Annotated in this window: 20 protein-coding genes; 10 read left to right on the top strand and 10 right to left on the bottom strand. The window is 58.6% G+C overall.

Annotated elements, in window-relative coordinates; all coding sequences use genetic code 11:
• Nucleotides 1-7: 7 nt before the first annotated feature.
• Nucleotides 8-364, top strand: coding sequence for an AAA+ family ATPase (locus tag ACYBHZ_RS14360; protein WP_460274968.1), 357 nt, complete (start codon nt 8-10; stop codon nt 362-364).
• Nucleotides 365-367: 3 nt separating this feature from the next.
• Here ACYBHZ_RS14360 and ACYBHZ_RS14355 read toward each other — a convergent pair whose 3' ends face one another.
• The 3 genes from ACYBHZ_RS14355 to ACYBHZ_RS14345 all read right to left on the bottom strand — a co-directional run bounded on the left by ACYBHZ_RS14355 (nt 368) and on the right by ACYBHZ_RS14345 (nt 3794).
• Complete coding sequence (locus ACYBHZ_RS14355; protein WP_460274999.1) at nt 368-1921, bottom strand: Ppx/GppA family phosphatase; 1554 nt, start codon at nt 1919-1921, stop codon at nt 368-370.
• A 101-nt stretch (nt 1922-2022) separates the two neighbouring features.
• Nucleotides 2023-2706 carry a P-loop NTPase family protein gene (locus ACYBHZ_RS14350; RefSeq protein ID WP_460274967.1) on the bottom strand — a complete coding sequence of 228 codons (684 nt, stop codon included), beginning with the start codon at nt 2704-2706 and terminating at the stop codon, nt 2023-2025.
• Between the two features lie 2 nt (nt 2707-2708).
• Entirely contained in the window at nt 2709-3794 is a 1086-nt protein-coding gene (locus tag ACYBHZ_RS14345) for an AI-2E family transporter (RefSeq protein WP_460274966.1), read from the bottom strand.
• Nucleotides 3795-4043: 249 nt separating this feature from the next.
• On the opposite strand from ACYBHZ_RS14345, the gene proS reads away from it, so the two are divergent.
• The 5 genes from proS (at nt 4044) to ACYBHZ_RS14320 (ending at nt 8658) form a co-directional block, all read left to right on the top strand.
• Nucleotides 4044-5387, top strand: a complete 1344-nt coding sequence (proS, locus tag ACYBHZ_RS14340) for a proline--tRNA ligase (protein WP_460274965.1) — start codon at nt 4044-4046, stop codon at nt 5385-5387.
• 66 nt (nt 5388-5453) lie between these two features.
• On the top strand, nt 5454-5957 hold the full coding sequence (locus ACYBHZ_RS14335) for a hypothetical protein (RefSeq protein WP_460274964.1): 504 nt from the start codon (nt 5454-5456) through the stop codon (nt 5955-5957).
• Nucleotides 5958-6092: 135 nt separating this feature from the next.
• Nucleotides 6093-6599 carry a DUF2937 family protein gene (locus ACYBHZ_RS14330; RefSeq protein ID WP_460274963.1) on the top strand — a complete coding sequence of 169 codons (507 nt, stop codon included), beginning with the start codon at nt 6093-6095 and terminating at the stop codon, nt 6597-6599.
• A gap of 90 nt (nt 6600-6689) precedes the next feature.
• Nucleotides 6690-7985, top strand: a complete 1296-nt coding sequence (locus ACYBHZ_RS14325) for a lipoprotein-releasing ABC transporter permease subunit (protein WP_460274962.1) — start codon at nt 6690-6692, stop codon at nt 7983-7985.
• Nucleotides 7978-8658, top strand: a complete 681-nt coding sequence (locus ACYBHZ_RS14320) for an ABC transporter ATP-binding protein (protein ID WP_460274961.1) — start codon at nt 7978-7980, stop codon at nt 8656-8658. The genes ACYBHZ_RS14325 and ACYBHZ_RS14320 overlap by 8 nt, the downstream gene beginning before the upstream one ends.
• Nucleotides 8659-8663: 5 nt before the next feature.
• On the opposite strand, the gene ACYBHZ_RS14315 is transcribed toward ACYBHZ_RS14320, so the two are convergent.
• The 4 genes from ACYBHZ_RS14315 to ACYBHZ_RS14300 form a co-directional block, all read right to left on the bottom strand.
• Nucleotides 8664-9524 (bottom strand): phosphotransferase, encoded by an 861-nt coding sequence (locus ACYBHZ_RS14315; RefSeq protein ID WP_460274960.1) that lies wholly within the window; start codon nt 9522-9524, stop codon nt 8664-8666.
• A 176-nt stretch (nt 9525-9700) separates the two neighbouring features.
• Nucleotides 9701-9970, bottom strand: a complete 270-nt coding sequence (locus ACYBHZ_RS14310; RefSeq protein WP_460274959.1) for a hypothetical protein — start codon at nt 9968-9970, stop codon at nt 9701-9703.
• Nucleotides 9971-10062: 92 nt separating this feature from the next.
• Nucleotides 10063-10479, bottom strand: a complete 417-nt coding sequence (locus ACYBHZ_RS14305) for a hypothetical protein (protein ID WP_460274958.1) — start codon at nt 10477-10479, stop codon at nt 10063-10065.
• A gap of 150 nt (nt 10480-10629) precedes the next feature.
• Nucleotides 10630-10773 carry a hypothetical protein gene (locus ACYBHZ_RS14300; protein ID WP_460274957.1) on the bottom strand — a complete coding sequence of 48 codons (144 nt, stop codon included), beginning with the start codon at nt 10771-10773 and terminating at the stop codon, nt 10630-10632.
• A gap of 180 nt (nt 10774-10953) precedes the next feature.
• On the opposite strand from ACYBHZ_RS14300, the gene ACYBHZ_RS14295 reads away from it, so the two are divergent.
• Complete coding sequence (locus ACYBHZ_RS14295) at nt 10954-11379, top strand: type II toxin-antitoxin system PemK/MazF family toxin (RefSeq protein WP_460274956.1); 426 nt, start codon at nt 10954-10956, stop codon at nt 11377-11379.
• Nucleotides 11380-11546: 167 nt separating this feature from the next.
• Here the strand turns inward: ACYBHZ_RS14295 and ACYBHZ_RS14290 are convergent, their stop codons facing one another.
• A complete protein-coding gene (locus ACYBHZ_RS14290) occupies nt 11547-12350 on the bottom strand; it encodes a TIR domain-containing protein (RefSeq protein ID WP_460274955.1) in 804 nt (267 codons plus the stop codon).
• 46 nt (nt 12351-12396) lie between these two features.
• Nucleotides 12397-14352: a DNA topoisomerase IV subunit B gene (gene parE / locus ACYBHZ_RS14285; protein WP_460274954.1), complete on the bottom strand. Its 1956-nt coding sequence runs from the start codon at nt 14350-14352 to the stop codon at nt 12397-12399.
• 174 nt (nt 14353-14526) lie between these two features.
• On the opposite strand from parE, the gene ACYBHZ_RS14280 reads away from it, so the two are divergent.
• From ACYBHZ_RS14280 to ACYBHZ_RS14270, 3 genes are all read left to right on the top strand, one after another.
• Nucleotides 14527-15498 (top strand): glycosyltransferase, encoded by a 972-nt coding sequence (locus ACYBHZ_RS14280; RefSeq protein ID WP_460274953.1) that lies wholly within the window; start codon nt 14527-14529, stop codon nt 15496-15498.
• Between the two features lie 166 nt (nt 15499-15664).
• Entirely contained in the window at nt 15665-16663 is a 999-nt protein-coding gene (gene ppk2, locus ACYBHZ_RS14275) for a polyphosphate kinase 2 (RefSeq protein WP_460274952.1), read from the top strand.
• 180 nt (nt 16664-16843) lie between these two features.
• On the top strand, nt 16844-17296 hold the full coding sequence (locus tag ACYBHZ_RS14270; RefSeq protein ID WP_460274951.1) for a hypothetical protein: 453 nt from the start codon (nt 16844-16846) through the stop codon (nt 17294-17296).
• 33 nt (nt 17297-17329) lie between these two features.
• Here the strand turns inward: ACYBHZ_RS14270 and ACYBHZ_RS14265 are convergent, their stop codons facing one another.
• On the bottom strand, nt 17330-18274 hold the full coding sequence (locus ACYBHZ_RS14265; protein WP_460274950.1) for an isopenicillin N synthase family dioxygenase: 945 nt from the start codon (nt 18272-18274) through the stop codon (nt 17330-17332).
• Nucleotides 18275-18413: the final 139 nt, after the last annotated feature.

Below are 18413 nucleotides of genomic sequence, written 5' to 3'. Positions count from 1 at the left end.
AACCGTCATGAAAAACACCTATATTGGGCGCATGAAACGAATTGCTCTGATCACGATGCTGATGGCCAGTCCTCTGGCCGCCGAAGAGACGCCGCCTTCTGAGGGATCAGAAGGTTGGAACATGCTGCGCGAAGGCTCACGGCTCTTGCTGGAACAGTTGTTCGAGGACATGGGGCCTGCGCTCGAAGACCTTGAGGGCTTCGTTGATGATCTCAATGCCTATGAAGCGCCGGAAATTCTTCCCAATGGCGATATCCTGATCCGGCGCAAACCGGATCGTCCGCTCACTCCGCCGCAAGAGCCTGGGCCGGAGGCCATGCCGCCGGATGCCGAGAGGTCGGATGATGAGGCGATTGATCTCTGAGGCTTAGACCTTGGCGTGACGGACGTCGGTTTTTGCGCCGAGACTGTTGGCGAGCGATTGGAACCGTGCGTTGGTGACCTCGCCAAAGAGGTCTTCGGCATCGGGGCTCAACGTCAGGATCAGCTCTTTCTTCTTCGGGAAGTAATCAAGCTTCGCCACGTTGGTCGGCTCATTCACACAGAACATCGCGCCAAAGCGCATGGCTTTGCCCAAGACTTCTGCGTCGCGGATTTCTTTCTCCGAGAGCATGTTGATCAGATCGGTGAAAGGCGTGTTCTCGCGCGAGTTCTTGTAGCGGTGGAGCAAGGCCAGCCCGAGGAAAATGCGCTCGTTATGGGTTAGCCCGCCGAGATTGGCGCGCGTGGCGTTGTCGAAACAGACTTCCGCACGGTAATCGGGATGCGCGCGCCATGTCACGTCATGCAAGAGACAGGCAGCGCGGATCAGCCGCATCTTCTCATATTGCCGCGCCCGGAACAGCGGCTCGATGAAATTGTGCAGGCGTTTGCCAAAGCCCGGCACCCGCGCGTCCTTCTGTTCTGAGAAGCGACAGGCTTCGATCAGCGGGTCACGGGCGCGCACGCCATCGGGCATTTGCTCATAGAGCAGGCCTTCGCGAATGCCGTAGGAGGAGATGCAAATCTCCTTGGGATGGAAGGTGCGCACCAGTTGGCGCAGCACTTCGGAGGCAATCGGAACCAAAGACATACGGGCCGAAGAGGTGCCGGTCTTGGACCGCAGCTCCGACATATCGCTTTTGCGGATGAACTTGATCGTGTCGGTGACCGAGCGGCTCGACATCCGGTATTCGTGCAGGACGTGCAGCGGATAGTTCCGGCGTTCCATGTCGATCCGCGCAATGGCGCGCCAAGAGCCACCCACAAGGTAGATTCGCTTGTGTTCGGTCCCCATGACCTCGGCCAGATCTTTCATGATCGGGGCGATGTGATCCTTGAGGCCTTTGCGCCCTCCGGTGAGACCCTGTAATTTAAGCGGGCCGAGCGGGGAGGTGATGCGCTTGCCGACCGTGCCTTTGGAGACGATGGCCAGCTCCATCGAGGAACCGCCAATGTCACAGACAAGCCCGTCGGCCTCGGGCCAGCCGAGCAGCACACCCTGTGCCGACAGCCGCGCCTCTTCCTCTCCGTCGATAACCCAAAGGCTGAGGCCAGTCTCCCGCTCCACGTCCTCCCGAAAAGCGGGACCGTCCTCAGCCTCCCGTACCGCAGCGGTCGCGACCGCCGTCAGTGGTGGGATGCCCATACCTTGCGCCAGTTTCTGAAACCGTCGGATCGCGGACATGGCACGTTCTTTGCCGTCCGGGTTGAGCCGTCCGGTTTCCCGAAGGCCGGCCCCGAGCCCGCACATGATCTTCTCATTGTAGAAATAGGCGGGGCTGCGTGCCGCGCCGTCAAAGACCACGAGGCGGACCGAGTTCGATCCGACATCGACAACGCCGACACGCGACAGCGCGCGGGCTTCCTTGTCGAGAAACAGGGGGCGTCCGAAAATACCCCAATCCTGTTCAAGGGTCTCTGTGTGAGGAAGATCGGTCATATCTGTCACGGCGCATTCCTTGGCTTGGGGCGACAGTGCCAAAAGCCCGTGGCTTCGTCAATCGCATGATTTTTGTGCGAAAACAAAAACTTCCTGAAAGATCAGTCTTCTTTCGGGAAAAATTGTGCGGCGAGGCCACGGGAAATCGGTTTGCCGCTGCGCAGCGCAGCGTCGTCGAGTGTTTCCACCAAACTGCGCGCGGCGGCGGCGGAGCGTTCCATGCGTTTCACCAGCCACGGGATCAGTGCATTGGGCACGGCAATCTGGCGGTCATCGAATTGTTTGACGAGCATTGCGGTCAAAAGCATGTCGTCAGGCGCTTCGATCCGCGCAACAGTCGTCCCCTGCATCCGGGAGGCGAGATCGGGCAGGCCGAGTTGCCAGTGGTTGGGCGCGGTCTGCGCGGTGAGCAGCAGACGTCCACCCTCGGCCAAGGTCAGGTTGTGCAGATGGAACAGGGCCTCTTCGGCCTGACGCGGCTCGGGCAGGGAGGGGATGCGGTCGGCGTCTTCGATGACAACAAACCGCTGCGCCGCGAGCGCGGGAATATCGGCGGTGGTCAGTGCGTCATAGGAAAGGATGACGGCGTTATGATCACTGGCCCAGACATGGGCCATGTGCGTCTTGCCTGCCCCCATCGGACCGACCAGAACAAGTTTGCCGGACGGCCAGTTGTCCACGGCGTCGAGCGTCGCCATGGCGACGGCATTAGACGGCGAGACGAAAAACGCATCGCGCCCGAGCACCTGACGGACTGGAAGATCGAGAATGAGTTGTTCGGCCATAGTCAGAGATCGTCGTCAGGAGTGTCCGGAGCGGAGGTCTCTAAACCACGATAGAGGCGACTGTCGCGATATTGCGAAATGGCGAAACGGGCGACGACGCCAAGTGCTGCGGCAACGGGCACAGCGACCAGCATGCCGACGAACCCGAACATCGTGCCGAAGGCGGAGAGGGCGAAGATGAGCCAGACCGGGTGCAGCCCCACTGATGAGCCAACCAGATTGGGGGTCAGGATGTTGCCTTCGACGAACTGACCCACTGCGAAGATCGCGACGACGGCAATGATCCACTGCCATTCGCCCCAGAATTGGAACAGGGCCAGACCGATGGACAGGATGCCGCCAACGATGGCGCCGACATAGGGAATAAAGGTCAAGATGCCGGCAATGGCGCCCGCAACGAGGCCGAATTTCAGGCCGACGAGCATCAGGCCGACGGCATAGAACGTGCCAAGGATCAGACAGACGGTGCCTTGCCCACGAATGAAAGAGGCGAGCGTCAGGTCGATATCGGAGGCCAGGCGGCGGATGATCGGCGCGTGGTCACGAGGCAGAAGCTTGTCGATCTCTGCGACCATGCGGTCCCAGTCCATCAGGAGGTAGAAAGTGATGACTGGTACGAGCACCAAAAGCATCACCACGTTGAACAGGCTCATCGCAGACGCGATCGCACCGGACAGCAACTCCCCGCCTTTCGATTGGATGGTTTCGCCGATTTGGGCAAGCGTCTGGCGCAGCTGGCTCGACTCATCGAGCAGGACGGGGAATTTCGCAGTCAGGAAGGTCTGGAAATTGTCGATCAGCGTCGGAGCGATGTTCACCAGTTCCGTCGCCTGTTTGATCAGGGTCGGAATGACGAGAAGAGCGATGAGTACGAAAAATATGGCGGCCACGATGGTGATGACAATCGTGGCGGCGACGCGGCTGAGCCCCCATGATTCGAGGCGATCTGCGACCGGGTCGAGCATATAGGCGACGGCCATGCCCAAGACGAAGGGGAGGATCACATCCCCCATCACCCATAGAAGCACGAAAAACACCGCCGCAGCGATGCCCCAGTATTTCATCTGATCCCGTACCGGTAATGCCATGCTTGCCTTTCCGCTCTTTTCTTTCATATCGCCCGAGGGGGAAGCGGTTTCAAGGGGAAGAGCGCGCCGGGAAGGGACAGAGGCTCAGTTCGGGCCGAGGTGTTGCGCGCCTGTGCTTTTCCGGTTCTGATCTTAAACTGGTGCGTATTCGCATCCGTTTCCCGCAGTTTTCCAACGCCCTGCGGCTTGTCTGGCCCAAGGCGATGGCATAGACCGTTGCAAACATTGATCCACTCGAGGGCCTCACCGATGCGTCTGTCGCGCTACTTCCTTCCGGTTTTGAAAGAAACTCCTGCCGAGGCGTCGATCGCGTCGCACCGTTTGATGCTGCGGGCCGGCATGATCCGGCAACAAGCGGCGGGGATCTATTCCTGGCTGCCGCTGGGCTACAAGGTTCTCAAGAACGTCGAAAAGATCGTTCATGAAGAGCAGCAGCGCGCGGGTCATATCCCGCTCCTGATGCCGACCATCCAATCCGCCGATCTGTGGCGCGAGAGCGGTCGCTATGACGATTACGGCGAAGAGATGCTGCGGATCACTGATCGTCAGGGGCGCGATATGCTCTATGGTCCGACGAACGAAGAGGTCATCACCGACATCTTCCGCTCTTATGTGAAGTCTTACAAAGACCTGCCGCTGACGCTCTATCACATCCAATGGAAGTTCCGCGACGAAATGCGTCCGCGGTTTGGTGTGATGCGCGGGCGCGAGTTCCTGATGAAGGACGGCTATAACTTTGACCTGACGAAAGAGGATGCGCTGCACGCCTACAACCGTCACCTCGTGAGCTATATCCGCACCTATGAACGCATGGGCCTTCAGGCCATTCCGATGCGTGCCGACGGTGGTCCGATTGGCGGCGACTATACGCATGAGTTCCTCGTCCTCGCCGAAACCGGCGAATCCGAGGTGTTCTACGACAGCGCCGTGACCGACATCAAACTCGGCAAGCGCGAGATCGATTATGACAGCGTCGAAGAATGCCGCGCAGTGATGGAAGAGTTCACCTCGCTTTACGCGCGCACCGATGAGACCCACGACGAAGCGCTGTTCAACGAAGTGCCGGAAGAGCGCCGCCGTGTGGCGCGTGGTATCGAGGTTGGCCAGATCTTCTACTTCGGCACCAAATATTCCGAAGCCATGGGGGCAACCGTTCAAGGTCCGGATGGCAAACCCGTTCCGGTCGAAATGGGCTCGCACGGTATCGGCGTGTCGCGTCTTCTCGGCGCGCTCATCGAAGCGAACCACGACGACAAAGGCATCATCTGGCCGGAGGGCGTCACGCCGTTCCACGTGGGCATCGTCAACCTGAAACAAGGCGACGAAGAAGCCGATGCAGCCTGTGAAGCGCTTTACAAATCCTTCGAAGCGCTCGGGCTTGAACCGCTCTATGACGACCGCAAGGAACGTGCGGGCGGAAAATTCGCCACGATGGACCTGATCGGTCTGCCTTGGCGCATCACTGTCGGCCCGCGCGGTCTGGCCAATGGTGTCGTCGAAGTCACCTCGCGCCGCACTGGCGAGAGCGAAGAGATGTCGCCGGAACAGGCCATTGAGAAAATTACGAAAATCTACGCGGCATTGGCCGTGTAAAACCTCGCTTTTGGGGTGAGGGAAAGTTAGCATCGGCTCCGAAATCATATTTCGGAGCCGTTTTTTATGGGCCAGCTTTCTTCTGTTGTTGCCGCCAGTCTGGCCTTTCTGGCCGCCAGCCCGGCCATGGCAGATCACATGATCTACCATAACGACCGGTTCGATCTCTCTGCTCGTCTACCGATGGACTTCGTCCCTGACGCCCCGCCGCCGACCAATGGCGATGGGCGGGAATTCATTTCTGTCGATGGGCTGACCTCCCTGACGATCTACGGCAGCTATCAAATCACCGCCCCTCTGCAAGCAGAAGTGGCGGAGCGCAGGGGACTGCGCGCGATGGATGGCGATAGCATCACCTATGATGCGCAAATTGACCCGGATACCTATGTTCTCTCCGGGGTGCAGGCTGTGGACGGGGCGATCTACTATGTCCGGATGATCTCGGGGGAGACCTGCGAGGGCGATCCCGCCTACGGTTTTTACGAAATCACGTATGATCCGAGCGTCCAGAGCGAGATCAACCCGATGATCAACTGGCTCACCTCAAGTCTTGCCTTCGATCCCTGTTGATCTGCCTGCATTGTTTGCGGTATCGGCGATTTTTCGCATTTTCTGAACATTTTTCGGTGCTTGATTTGAAAGCGCGCCCCGAATCCTCTTAGCCTTTGCCCAATGAACTCCGCAAAAGACGGAAGAGAGGCAGCTATGTTGAGAGCAATCGCCCTTGCGGGCGGCCTGTTGGGGGCCGCCGTTGTGTCCCAGTTTCCTGAGTTTACCCAACAATATACACAACGTCTCGCAGGACAGGTCGAGGCCCTGCGCGTCGTCATCGCCGATTTCGATGCCTCCGCCAAAAAGGCGGATATGACCCGGGAGGACGCTTTGGCTTCCATGGGCGGTTCGGTGTTTCTCGAAAACCGGCGGCGGGACATGCGCGCCACGATTGACCGCTATGGCCGTCTCTCTGACGACCTGGTCGCGCTTCGGCAGGCCTCCCCGCTGGAGCGCCTCGCCATGCCGCAGCGGGTGGCCGATACCAAGCTGGCCCGCGCCACGTTCGATGATTTCAGACCTGCGCTTCCCCTGACGCTCGAGGGCGGGATTTCTGCCGCTGCGGGCTATCTGGGCGGCTGGGTCTTGCTTTCAGGGCTTTTGGCGCTGCTGCTCTGGCCGTTTCGTCGCCGCAAAGCGCGCTCGGGTCTCACGTTCTGATCGCAGGGTTTCACGGAGGGTTCAGGCCGCCGCGCTTGACCTTCGGCGCGTCAAAGGGTTTGGTCTGGCAAACCTTTAAGGAGCCTCCCCGTGGACGCGGCCAGAACGACCAAGCCCTTTTCCCGCTTCGAGTGGAAAATCGCCTTTGCCTATCTGCGCGCCCGGCGCGAGGAGGGCGGGGTGTCCGTCATGACATGGATCTCGCTGATCGGCATCACGCTGGCGGTTGCGGCGCTGATCATCACGCTCGCCGTGCGCACCGGGTTCCGCGATGAATTCGTCGATACGATCCTCGGCTCGAACGCCCATGTCACGGTCTATTCCTCGATCTATGTGACGCCGGAGGGGAAGACCTCCCGCGCGATCCAAGATTACGACGATTGGGCTGCGAAACTGCGTGAGGTTCCGGGCGTGACCCGCGCTGCGCCTTTGGTGCGGGGACAGGTTATGGCCACCTCGAACGGCCGCAATTCAGGTGTCGAAGTCTATGGCATTACGCCTGAGAACTTGATGACGATCCCGCGTGTGGCGATCACGCCGGATGAGCATTGGGGTGACATTTCCCGGTTCTCGGAAGGCATCGCCATTGGCTCAGGTGTGGCCCGTGAACTGGGCGTCACCGTGGGCGATCGGATCAAGCTCATCTCTCCCGAAGGCGCGAAAACCGCCTTTGGCACAAGCCCGCGGGTGTCTTCTTTCGAGGTCGTCTATGTCTTCTCTGCTGGACGTTATGATATCGATAAAACAAGGGCTTATCTGCCTTTCGTCGAGGCGCAAAAGTTCTTCAACCGCGAAGGTGCCGCCGATGAGATCGAGGTCATGGTGGAGCATCCAGATGCGGTCGATGACATCACCGTGCCCCTGCTGAAAGCGGTGGGAGAACGCGGGATGGTCTGGACTTGGCGTGATGCCTCAGGGTCGTTCCTGCGCGCCCTCGATATTGAGGACAACGTGATGTTCGTCATCCTCTCGGTTCTCGTTCTTATCGCGTCGATGAACATCGTGTCGGGCCTGATCATGTTGGTGAAAAACAAAGGGCGCGATATCGGTATCCTGCGCACTGTGGGCCTCACCGAAGGCTCTATTTTGCGGGTGTTTTTCATCTGTGGCGCGATCACCGGGGTGCTCGGCACGATCTTGGGCGTGATCCTCGGTTCGTTGTTTGCGATCTACATTGACGAGGTGCTGAGCTTTGTGAACTGGCTCAGTGGTGGCGGGGCTTGGGATCCTTCGATCCGGGGCATCTACGAATTGCCCGCCGAGCTGCGTACCGTGGATATTCTCAAGGCCGTGTCGCTCTCTCTGGGCCTGTCCTTTATCGTTACGATTTTCCCGGCGCGTCGCGCGGCCCGGATGAACCCCGTGGAGGCGCTGCGCTATGAATGACATGATGTCCCTGCAAGGCCTTCGGAAAACCTACAACGCCGGAAAGCCGAATGAAGTCGAGGTGTTGCGCGGTGTGGACCTCAGCGTCTCGCGTGGCGAAATCGTTGGCTTGATCGCCCCGTCGGGTGCTGGCAAGTCGACGCTTCTGCATATCGCTGGCCTCTTGGATTTGCCCGATACCGGCACAGTCGAGATTGCCGGGGAAGACATGACCGGGCGGAGCGACAAGACCCGCACCGCGATGCGCCGCGCGGGTGTTGGCTTTATCTATCAATTCCACCACCTTCTGCCGGAGTTCACCGCGCTCGATAACGTGGTTCTGCCGCAGCTCGCCAACGCCGTGCCGGAATGGGAGGCGGTGGATAGGGCGATGGCATTGCTGGAAAAAGTCGGGGTCGGCAAACGCGCCCAACACCGGCCTTCGGCGCTGTCGGGGGGCGAACAGCAACGCGTTGCCTTCTGTCGCGCGCTGGCCAATCAGCCGGGTCTTTTGCTGGCGGATGAACCCACGGGCAACCTTGACCCGGAAACCTCTGCTCTGGTTTTTGACGTGCTGATGGGACTGGTGCGGGACGAGGGGCTATCGGCTTTGATCGCAACGCACAACCTTGAACTGGCCGCCAAAATGGACCGGGTGGTGCGGCTTGAGGCTGGGCAGATCGTCCCTGCCTGAGCCGGTTACAACGCGAGAAAACGCGCCCTTTCATGGGCGTGTTTTAATCCGCCCGACGCCTGAATTTTCTGTGCAAGGAGAAGGCCATAGAAGATCGGGAAGGCGCGTTTTGCTTCGTTGCCCGGAAGGCCTTGCAATAGGGGATCAGTGATCTTCCGCGTCAGCCCCTCTTCGCTATAGATCGTCAGCCCCATGGCAAAGCGCGCGTAGTCCTCAATCAATGGAATATCACGCCGCCCGGCAAGATCAATCGCTGTCACCGTCTTGCCGTCCAGCATGAGATTTCCCGGCCAGAAATCGCCATGACCGGCCCAGAATGTGATCTCGTTCGGGGCAGTTTTCAGGAGCTCTCTGGTGCGGGCTGCGACATCTGCGGCAATGCCCAGTGTAAACGTATCAAGTCGATCCTCGAACCAGTCAAACGGGAAGGCTTTGGTTTCACGCCGCAATCCGCTCGCATGCGACATCCAAAAGGCTGCGGCCTTTGCGATGCCTGGAATTTCCTTTTCGCCCCCATGTCTTAGAATGTCCTCCGCAGAGGTTCCTACGACCCGGCTGATCACGAAAAAGCCGGCCTTTGGGGCGATGTGCAGCACTTCTGGCACCTGTGCTGGACCAGCGCCAAGATGTGCGACAAGCTCCTTCAACGCGCCGGTTTGGCCGCTCACGGCGCGCACCTTTTCGCTATGCCAAATCAGCTTGGCCACAGCCGGACGACCGTCCCAGTGGAGGCTGAAGGCGGCGCGTTCGCCTCGGGTTCTCAAAAGCTCCACATCCTCGGCCCGTGCGGCGAGGTGTGGGCGCTCTCGGAACAACTCTGAGAGCTTGTTTTGTGCGAGATCGAGAGGATCGGAAGGCTGGGTCATGAGCAGACTATGGTCGGATGATTTCAAGGGGTCAAAAGCTTTTCAAACGCTGTCGGCAAAGCGTCGGACTTCTGTCGGACTTTCGTCGGGCAGCTTTCAAAGCCGGAGACATAATCGGAGCGTAAAAAGAAACGCCCCAGCGGGGCGTTTCGAATGGCGTGTTCGGTGAGATGCCGTCAGTTCAGCACCGAGGCCAAAACCCCAATGGCGGCGATGGCGGTCAGAACCTCACCCAGATCGTTGTCGTCGTGTTTCTCGACGCGCACGGGCTTGGGCGCAGGCTGCGGCTGCCTTTGGCGCTCCTGATGGCGCATCTGTTCCTGCTGCTGCGGGTAAACCATCGGCTTGCCCTGCGGCCCCTGCGGGCCGTTGGCCAGAGCGGGCGTGGCCAGAAGCAGCAGGGCGCTGGCGGCGAGTACGGGGCGTGTCAGTCTGTTGCGGCGCATGGTGGCCTCCGTTGTTTGTTCCTGTACCCATAAACGCGCCACAGGGAAGGTTCTGTCGCTCCCTCACTGTCTTGTGAAGAGGCGGGGGCGGCTCAGTTTCCGAGAATGTTATTGGCGATGCCGAGTACGGAAATGACAATCGCGCCGTCACGGGCGATCTTGTAGATCGTGTCGTCGGAAATCACATATCGGTCGCCCTTCGGGTCGGGCAGACCGTAGCGGTCATAATCGCGGATCAGCTTGTAGCCGTCGGGCAAATGATCGCCGCGGTCATAGCGGTGATGCGTGGCCTGCGCGCCGTAGCATTTTTTGTCGAGCCCCGGCGGCAGCTCATGCCGTTTGCCTTCGCGCATCTGCTTCTCGATCCCCGGCGGCAGGTGGCAGCCTTTGGGAACCATATAGCTGTACTCGTCGCCGTGGGGCTTTTTGTTCTTTGGCCCGTCGGCGAGCGCCGGGGCGGCGGTGAGCGCGACAAGCGCGATGAGAATGGGGTTGCTCAGGTTGGTCATCTTGGCCTCCTTCGTTTTGAGCGAAGGTAGGGCGTCGTCCCGGCATGGTCACGTCACGGCAATGTGTGGCGGCAAAAGCCCGCCGGGCGGCGGGGGAATTTTGCGCATTGCTCTGAGGGGTGGGGGCTCTGTGAGGCGAGCCGTTGGAGGTTACTTGTTCGGAAGGACCGGCGCGCTCGAGGTCGCGGCTTTGGTCACTTGCGGGCTGTGCAGCGGATCGTCGGATTCCGCGAGTGCCGGAGAGGCCATCAGAGCCGCGAAGGTGAGGGCGAGGGATTTGAAGAAATTCTGCATTTGAGTGGTCCTTATGTGGTCGCTGCATGTGAGCGTTAACACAGATAAGGATATTGCGACCGTTTGACGCAAGTGGGGGCACGGGGATGTGATGGAAGGGTGAGGTTTGTGTGAGGGGGATTTTGTCTTGTCAGATGTTCTGAGCCTGTGATTCATTGATCTGAAAGAGGATGGGGGACCATGGGGCTCAGATATCATCCCGCTCAGGGGACAATTGTTTGTGTTGATTTCGATAAGGGATTTGTACCGCCGGAGATGATCAAACCGCGTTTGGCGGTGGTGGTGTCGAAGGCGATTCAGAAACGGCACGGGCTTTGTACCGTGGTGCCATTAAGTACCACGGTGCCGGATCCGGCCATGCCTTATCATTGTACTCTAGATATTCCGTTCGCATTGCCTCCGAGGTGGGGGAAGGTGACGCGTTGGGTGAAGGGGGATATGGTGTGTTCCGTAAGTTGGAAGCGCACCGATTTGTTACGGCTTGGGAAGGATCGCAACGGGAAGCGGGTTTACCAGATGGAAACGCTTTCTGAGGCAGAATTGGCGCGTGTGATGTCTTGTGTGCTGCACGGGCTGGGCTTGTCGGTTTTGACAAAGCATCTATGAAGGACTATATTTTGGACGTGGCGGCCCTGCTTCGGCATCCGCATTAAGACCCTACCAAGGGCCGCTGGTCAGACCGGAGACCGCAATCCGATGGCCAGTGCTGTAAGGCCCCGCTTTGGCGGGGTCTTTGCTTTTTGGGGCTAGAATGATAATTTTCTACTCATTTTTCAAAATGGGAGAAAATTATCGTTACAGTGTTCTAGCTCAATAATTGTATTTTCCATACGCTCTGGTGAGGGGCAGTGCCTTGCTAAATAACGCAAAAGATGAAGAACATTAGATAATTCGGACTGAATCTTTTTGTCTTCAGTCACTGCGTTCTGCAGAACAAGTTTTTCAATTGGTTTTAATAAATCGACTAGATATTCGGTAGGGATCGAAGTTTCATTTTCGGAAGATGCACTTTTTCGAAGTCGGCTTCGACTTAGTAGCAAAATTTCTTCGAGAAGATCGCGATCAGAACGTATCTCTTTTCCTACCGTACGTTCCTTAGTAAGTATTTTGTTGACTTTTTCCTCAAGTGTTGGCCACCACATTTCAAAAACGTTATCAAAGGTGCTTTGCTCAAGTTTTGCGCTGTCTCCACAGTCATTAATTGATTGCATCATTTTCTTAAAATCGGATTTTCTAAATTCAGTAGTTTGAAATGTAGAAAGAGGCCCCGAAATGTCAGTGTTTTCTAGGCCAAACAACACAGAGCATACTTTGGAATTATCTAAATCCTTCGAAAGTGCCCCAGCTTCAAATAATATCCAAGGTTTCTCCACGTTTTCCTTAGTAAGGCATATTATGCCCACATTTGACTCTGCGAGTTTTTTTGAAATTTCGGCTCCCCATTTGGCACCTTTTTCAACATCGTTTGGTGTGAAATAAGGTTTCGCAAACTGTAATACTGACGGTATCCATTCTCGCAGAACTTCAGCTAATTCACGCGAAATTTCACCACTCCAGCTAATGAACACACATGTCATCTAAATCTCCTTTGTTTCTCGAAAGTAAGACTTTCGAGAACCCTAATCACACATCCAATTCCTCAACAAACTTCGCGTTTTCCTGAATGTACTGGAACCGAAGCTCCGGTTTTTTGCCCATCAGACGCTCGACCAGATCGGCGGTTTCGCCCGGTTCGTCCTCGTCAATCGTCACCCGGATCAGCTTGCGGGTTTTCGGGTCCATCGTGGTTTCTTTCAAATCCTTGGCGTCCATTTCGCCAAGGCCTTTGAACCGCGACACGTCGATCTTGCCGCGGCCGCCGAGGCCTTTTTCCAGCCATTCGTCCCGTTCCGCCTCATCGAGGCAGTAGACGCGTTTGGGGCCTTGGGTCAGGCGGTAGAGCGGCGGGCAGGCCAGGAATAGGTGGCCTTGGTCGATGAGCGGGCGCATCTGGGTGTAGAAGAAGGTCATCAGCAGCGAGGCGATGTGGGCGCCGTCGACGTCCGCATCGGTCATGATGATGATGCGTTCATAGCGCAGGTCATCGACGTTGAAGCGCGTGCCCATGCCGACGCCAAGCGCTTCGCAGAGATCGGAGATTTCCTGGTTGGATGACAGCTTGTTGGAGGCTGCGCCGAGCACGTTGAGGATTTTGCCTTTGAGCGGCAGCAAAGCCTGCGTTTCGCGTTTGCGCGCGCCTTTGGCGGAGCCGCCAGCGGAATCGCCTTCGACGATGAACAGCTCGGTGTTCGAGCGGTCTTTCGAGGTACAGTCGGTGAGCTTGCCCGGAAGGCGGAGCTTCTTGGTCGCGGATTTGCGGGCGGTTTCCTTTTCCTGACGGCGGCGCATGCGCTCTTCAGCGCGCAGAACGAGGAAATCGAGGATCGCGCCAGCGGATTTGGTGTCGGCGGCGAGCCAGTTGTCGAAGTGATCGCGCACGGAGTTTTCGACGAGGCGCGCGGCTTCTGTGGTGGCGAGACGGTCCTTGGTCTGGCCGACGAATTCTGGATCAGAAATGAAACAGGACACGAGGGCACAACCACCGGTCAGAAGGTCATCGCGGGTGATGTCCTTGGCTTTTTTGTTGCCAACGAGTTCGCCGTAGGCCCGCACGCCTTTGAGGATCGCGGCCCAAAAACCCTGTTCATGGGTGCCACCCTCGGGGGTGGGCACGGTGTTACAATAGGATTGGATGAAGCCGTCGCGGGACGGCGTCCAGTTGATCGCCCATTCGACCTTGCCGGGCACGCCAAAGCGCGGCTGGAACTCGACCGTGCCGGCGAAGGGGCGCTCAGAGTAGGTGGTCACCGCGCCGAGGGTTTCGGACAGGTAGTCCGCCAGGCCGCCGGGGAAGTGGAAGGTGGCTTCGGTCGGCGTCTCGCCATCGTCGATCTCGGATTTCCAGCGAATCTCGACGCCGGAGAAGAGATAGGCTTTGGAGCGGGCCAGGGTGAACAGGCGTTTGGGCTTGAAACGGTGCTTGCCGAAAATCTCTTCGTCAGCGTGGAATTTGACGGAGGTGCCGCGCCGGTTCGGGGCCGCGCCGATTTTCTCGACCGGGCCTTGCGGGATGCCGCGGGAGAAGCGTTGCTCGAAGAGTTCTTTGTTCTTAGCGACCTGCACAACCATGAGATCGGACAGGGCGTTCACAACGGAGGAGCCAACACCGTGCAGACCGCCGGAGGTTTGGTAGGCCTTGCCGGAGAACTTGCCGCCCGCGTGGAGCGTGCAAAGGATGACTTCGAGCGCGGACTTGCCCGGAAATTTCGGGTGCGGATCGACCGGGATGCCGCGCCCGTTGTCGGTGATCGTCACCGAGTAATCGGCGTGCAGCGTCATCTCGATACGGTTGGCGTGACCGGCGACGGCCTCGTCCATCGAGTTGTCGAGGATCTCGGCCACAAGGTGGTGCAAGGCGCGCTCATCCGTGCCGCCGATATACATACCGGGGCGTTTGCGAACCGGTTCCAAACCTTCAAGCACTTCAATGGAAGATGCGTCATAGGCGGGCTCGGACCCTGTCAGGAGATCGTCGGACATATGTGTTGGCTCGATTTCTTGTGCTTCTTTGGAGGCCCATTAGACCATTGAGTGGGCACGGGGGCAATATGTTGCGGGCGCATGGGGAAAATCTTGAAAATTCCCTTTCTACACGGTCACGGAAACGTGATATGCCGTTCTGCAGTATCTACGGGGACAGTATTAGGGGGTGGCATGTCATTTCAGGACGTGGCCGTTATCGTGGAATGGGAAAACGCGCTTTTGGCAGAACTGGCGCGGCCCAAGGAAATGTTGCGCCGGTTGCAGGCGCAGGCAGTGCCTTTCGCGCAACGTGAGGGCTGCAGGTTTCATCTGGTCATCGCTTACAATCCTGAAGACGTGGACGTCGCGGTGCCGCAGGGCGCTGTGGCGGAGTGTATCGATGCGGAAAGCTGGCCGGGGACGGTGAGTTTTCTCAATGCGGGTGATCGGCATTATTATGCGCTCAAAAATCACGCCGTGGCGCAGCGCAGCGAGGATATGATCCTCTTCGTCGACAGCGATGTGATCCCGGAGGAGGGATGGCTCGAAGCCCTGCTTACGCCGTTTCACGATCCGCAGGTGCAGGTCGTGGGCGGGAACACCTATATGGACGTCTCAGACGCGGCGGGGCAGGCGTTTTCGCTGTTCTGGTTCTTCAAACCGCAGCGCGATTTGCCGGACCTGGCGGATCGGCGCACCTTCTTTGCCAACAATCTGGCGATCCGAAAGGCGACCTTCGACGCGCATCCTTTCCCGGAGGCTGGTGCCTATCGGGGGCAGTGCAATGAAATGGCCCGCGCGTTGAGCCGGGACGGGATCGCGATCAAATCGGCGGGCAAGGCGTGGATGTCGCATCCGGCGCCGAACGGGATGGGGCATTTCCTGAACCGCGCGGCGGCGAAAGGGTTCGACAACGTCTATTGGAGTCGTCAGCGCAAAGTCGGCTGGCTCAAAGCCAGCCCGATCGGAGCGCTGTTCCGTTTGCTGCGCTCGCTCGTCCAGCTCCCGCAGCGGATATGGGCGCGCAACCGGGTGCTGCGGCTCGGTGTGTCCGGAGGGGCTCTCGGGGCGCTGGGCGGCTTGAGCTATACGGTGATCGTATTCCTGTCGGAACTGGTCTCTTGGATCGCGCCGGGCTTCGTCAAACGTCACGTTTCTGTCTGAGCATGGGGCAAGCTGCCTTGCAAATTGGCGTCTTTGGGCAGTCATGCGACCGTGTGGCGGCTCAAGACGGCAAAAACCTTGCCACAGATCAAGGCGGGGAACAGGGTTTTGTGTAACAGGAGGGTGACAAGCGCACTGCTTTGCCAAACACTGGAGATATGCCCGCATGACGACGACCCCGAAGCCTGCCGCCAACACCTCGACTGTCGCGACGCCGATTGTGCAGGAGGTGAAACCCGTGGCTGTCGAGGCGGCGTCCGAGGCGGCTGTGCATGGTGGTCCGAAACAATTCCCGACGGTCACGCCGGATAAAATCCGCGCGGCGTTCGAGACCGGCAAATACCCTTATCGCAAAAAGATGACCCGCGCTGAATATGAGCGTACGAAAGTGGCGCTTCAGGCGGAGCTTTTGAAGGCGCAGCTTTGGGCGCAGAAGACCGGTGAGAAATACGTGCTCTTGTTCGAAGGCCGTGACGCCGCAGGCAAGGGCGGCACGATCAAGCGGTTCATGGAGCATATGAATCCGCGTCATGCGCGCGTGGTCGCGCTGAACAAGCCGACTGACGAAGAGCGCGGGCAATGGTTCTTCCAGCGCTATGTCGAGCATTTGCCAACCTCGGGTGAGTTCGTGCTCTATGACCGCTCGTGGTACAACCGTGCGGGGGTTGAGCGGGTCATGGGCTTCTGTACGCCAAACGAATACCTCGAATTCATGCGTCAGACGCCGGAGTTCGAACGGATGCTGACGCGCTCCGGGATCAAGCTTTACAAATACTGGTTCTCGGTGACGCAGGCGGAACAGCAACGCCGTTTCAAAGCGCGGGAGACCGACCCGTTGAAACAATGGAAACTGTCGCCGATCGATAAGGCGTCGCTGGACAAGTGGGACGATTACACCGAGGCGAAAGAGGCGATGTTCTTTTATACGGATACTGCAGATGCGCCTTGGGTCATCGTGAAGTCGAATGACAAGAAACGCGCTCGGATCGAATGCATGAAGCATTTCCTGATGACGCTCGATTATCCGGACAAGGACGAAGAGCTGATCGGCGAGCCTGATCCGCTGATCGTCGGACATGCGGGTCATGTGGTGCACAAAAGCGAGCATATTTTGGGCACGGCGCTGCACCCGGACGCGCGACGGGGCAAGAACGGCAAGGTATAAAGGCGAGCCTGAGGGGGTCATGTGTGGGAAAGCCCCGTCTCGAAAGAGGCGGGGCTTTTGATTTTTATCCCGATGATTCTCATCGCGGGTCCATCGTGTTTTCAGTCCTGAAAACCATATGGTATGAAAGATAGGCTGAGAGAGGCGTTTGCCACATTGGCTGCCAGATAAGAGGGTGTAATGAGGTCTGTGTTTTTCTATGTTGTGTTTGCTGTTGCGGGCATCATCTTATCTTATGTGATCAGCGGCATCGTGCATGATATTTTCGCCATTCCCCGGTACCGGTCTCTTGGAGAGACGGGGCGTTTAGGCCAAGTGGCGCTGGTCGTCTTGCTGCTTTTGCCGCTGATTGTGGCGCCGGTCGGAGTCGCAATCTTGCACAACAGGAGGACGCCTGGGCGCGCGAGTTGGCGGGAGATCATGGGGCTGTCTCTTGCGATTGGGCTGATGGTCCTGCTGTTGTCGAGCATGTGCTGGATTGGAATGGGGGCATGGTTTGGGCTGCTTCAGGCGCCCTTCCTGCAAATCATCCTCTTCGCCTTGGTTCCGCCGATTGTTGCCGGCACTCTTTTTGCACTGCTGTTCTTCGTGACACTCGTCATCCTCGGGGCGCGCAAAAGCGGAGAAGCTTAAGCGCCCAAGCCGATCTGCGCACTGCGGGGTGGCTTACCCGTTCGCGGCGGCGAATTTGCTCATGAGGTACGGCCCTGAAGTGACGGCCTCGGAGGTGTCGCCGGAGAGCGGCTTGACCTCGGCATGCCAGTTCGGCTGATGGAAATAGGCAATCGACATGCGGCGTTTGGTGGCCCATTCGGGGGGCGTGACCACACGGTGCAGTGTCGAGGTCCAGCGCCCACCGGTCCAGAGCGCCATGAGATCGCCGATGTTGATCACGAAAGCGCCCTTAATGGGCGGAATGCCTTTCCAAGTCCCTTCCGGCGTCAGGATTTCCAGCCCGCGCGAGCCGGGTTCCGGCAGGAGGATGGTCAGAGAGCCATAATCGGTGTGTGCCCCGGCGCGGAGTTGGTTTTCTTCGGGAGCCTTGTCTTGTGCCGGATAGTTCAGCGCGCGCATGCCCGAGATCGGCGTCGAGATGAAAGGCGCGAAATGATCGGCGGGGAGGTTCAGCGCGACGGCGAAAACCTCCATGATCCGGGCGGCGAGGGCCTCCATCTCGGCATAATAGCTACGCCAGGCGTCTTTGAAGCCGGGTAGGTCGGGGAACGGCGTTGGCGCATAGCAAAAAGCCAGCGCATCGGGATCGGTCTCACCGGGCGGAATGGCGGCGGGGCCACCGTTGAAGCTTTCCTTGAGATCCGGGGGCGTGTCTTCGCCGCGCGATTTGGCCAAGGCTTCGGTGCCGGGTCCGAGATAGCCGTAGGGGCCACCGGGAACGGGCGCGACCGTGTGCTTCGCCTCGGGCGACTGGGCGAAAAAGGCGCGGGCGTGAGACCAGAGGGTTTCGATCACCGCCTCGGGCACGCCGTGGCCGGTGACAGCGAGAAAACCGGTTTCGCGGCAGATGCGATCCACCTCGGCTCCGATTTCGGCGCGCCCCTCAGGGTCGGCAGCGGCAAAGGCGGAAAGATCGAGCAGAGGAAAATCGGTCATGAGGCAGGCTTTCTGTTTGGTCGATGCGATCTGAAAGCGCGGGGCGGGGTGCTGTCAATCGGTTGCGTGAGCTAGAGAGGCGCACAGGGCTGTTGCGCTTCAGTCAGGACCTATAATTCAGCAGTTCTGGCCCCATGAC

It is taken from the genome of Celeribacter sp. ULVN23_4 (assembly GCF_054788345.1).
The sequence above is the reverse complement of the archived record's forward strand: the minus strand, read 5'-3'. Positions and strand labels throughout refer to the sequence as shown.

What these genes read in the sequence shown, in the direction of transcription:
- ACYBHZ_RS14360 (WP_460274968.1), top strand. Translation starts at nt 8, where the DNA reads ATGAAAAACACCTATATTGGGCGCATGAAACGAATTGCTCTGATCACG.
- ACYBHZ_RS14355 (WP_460274999.1), bottom strand. Translation starts at nt 1,921, where the DNA reads ATGACCGATCTTCCTCACACAGAGACCCTTGAACAGGATTGGGGTATT.
- ACYBHZ_RS14350 (WP_460274967.1), bottom strand. Translation starts at nt 2,706, where the DNA reads ATGGCCGAACAACTCATTCTCGATCTTCCAGTCCGTCAGGTGCTCGGG.
- ACYBHZ_RS14345 (WP_460274966.1), bottom strand. Translation starts at nt 3,794, where the DNA reads ATGGCATTACCGGTACGGGATCAGATGAAATACTGGGGCATCGCTGCG.
- proS (WP_460274965.1), top strand. Translation starts at nt 4,044, where the DNA reads ATGCGTCTGTCGCGCTACTTCCTTCCGGTTTTGAAAGAAACTCCTGCC.
- ACYBHZ_RS14335 (WP_460274964.1), top strand. Translation starts at nt 5,454, where the DNA reads ATGGGCCAGCTTTCTTCTGTTGTTGCCGCCAGTCTGGCCTTTCTGGCC.
- ACYBHZ_RS14330 (WP_460274963.1), top strand. Translation starts at nt 6,093, where the DNA reads ATGTTGAGAGCAATCGCCCTTGCGGGCGGCCTGTTGGGGGCCGCCGTT.
- ACYBHZ_RS14320 (WP_460274961.1), top strand. Translation starts at nt 7,978, where the DNA reads ATGAATGACATGATGTCCCTGCAAGGCCTTCGGAAAACCTACAACGCC.
- ACYBHZ_RS14315 (WP_460274960.1), bottom strand. Translation starts at nt 9,524, where the DNA reads ATGACCCAGCCTTCCGATCCTCTCGATCTCGCACAAAACAAGCTCTCA.
- ACYBHZ_RS14310 (WP_460274959.1), bottom strand. Translation starts at nt 9,970, where the DNA reads ATGCGCCGCAACAGACTGACACGCCCCGTACTCGCCGCCAGCGCCCTG.
- ACYBHZ_RS14305 (WP_460274958.1), bottom strand. Translation starts at nt 10,479, where the DNA reads ATGACCAACCTGAGCAACCCCATTCTCATCGCGCTTGTCGCGCTCACC.
- ACYBHZ_RS14300 (WP_460274957.1), bottom strand. Translation starts at nt 10,773, where the DNA reads ATGCAGAATTTCTTCAAATCCCTCGCCCTCACCTTCGCGGCTCTGATG.
- ACYBHZ_RS14295 (WP_460274956.1), top strand. Translation starts at nt 10,954, where the DNA reads ATGGGGCTCAGATATCATCCCGCTCAGGGGACAATTGTTTGTGTTGAT.
- ACYBHZ_RS14290 (WP_460274955.1), bottom strand. Translation starts at nt 12,350, where the DNA reads ATGACATGTGTGTTCATTAGCTGGAGTGGTGAAATTTCGCGTGAATTA.
- parE (WP_460274954.1), bottom strand. Translation starts at nt 14,352, where the DNA reads ATGTCCGACGATCTCCTGACAGGGTCCGAGCCCGCCTATGACGCATCT.
- ACYBHZ_RS14280 (WP_460274953.1), top strand. Translation starts at nt 14,527, where the DNA reads ATGTCATTTCAGGACGTGGCCGTTATCGTGGAATGGGAAAACGCGCTT.
- ppk2 (WP_460274952.1), top strand. Translation starts at nt 15,665, where the DNA reads ATGACGACGACCCCGAAGCCTGCCGCCAACACCTCGACTGTCGCGACG.
- ACYBHZ_RS14270 (WP_460274951.1), top strand. Translation starts at nt 16,844, where the DNA reads ATGAGGTCTGTGTTTTTCTATGTTGTGTTTGCTGTTGCGGGCATCATC.
- ACYBHZ_RS14265 (WP_460274950.1), bottom strand. Translation starts at nt 18,274, where the DNA reads ATGACCGATTTTCCTCTGCTCGATCTTTCCGCCTTTGCCGCTGCCGAC.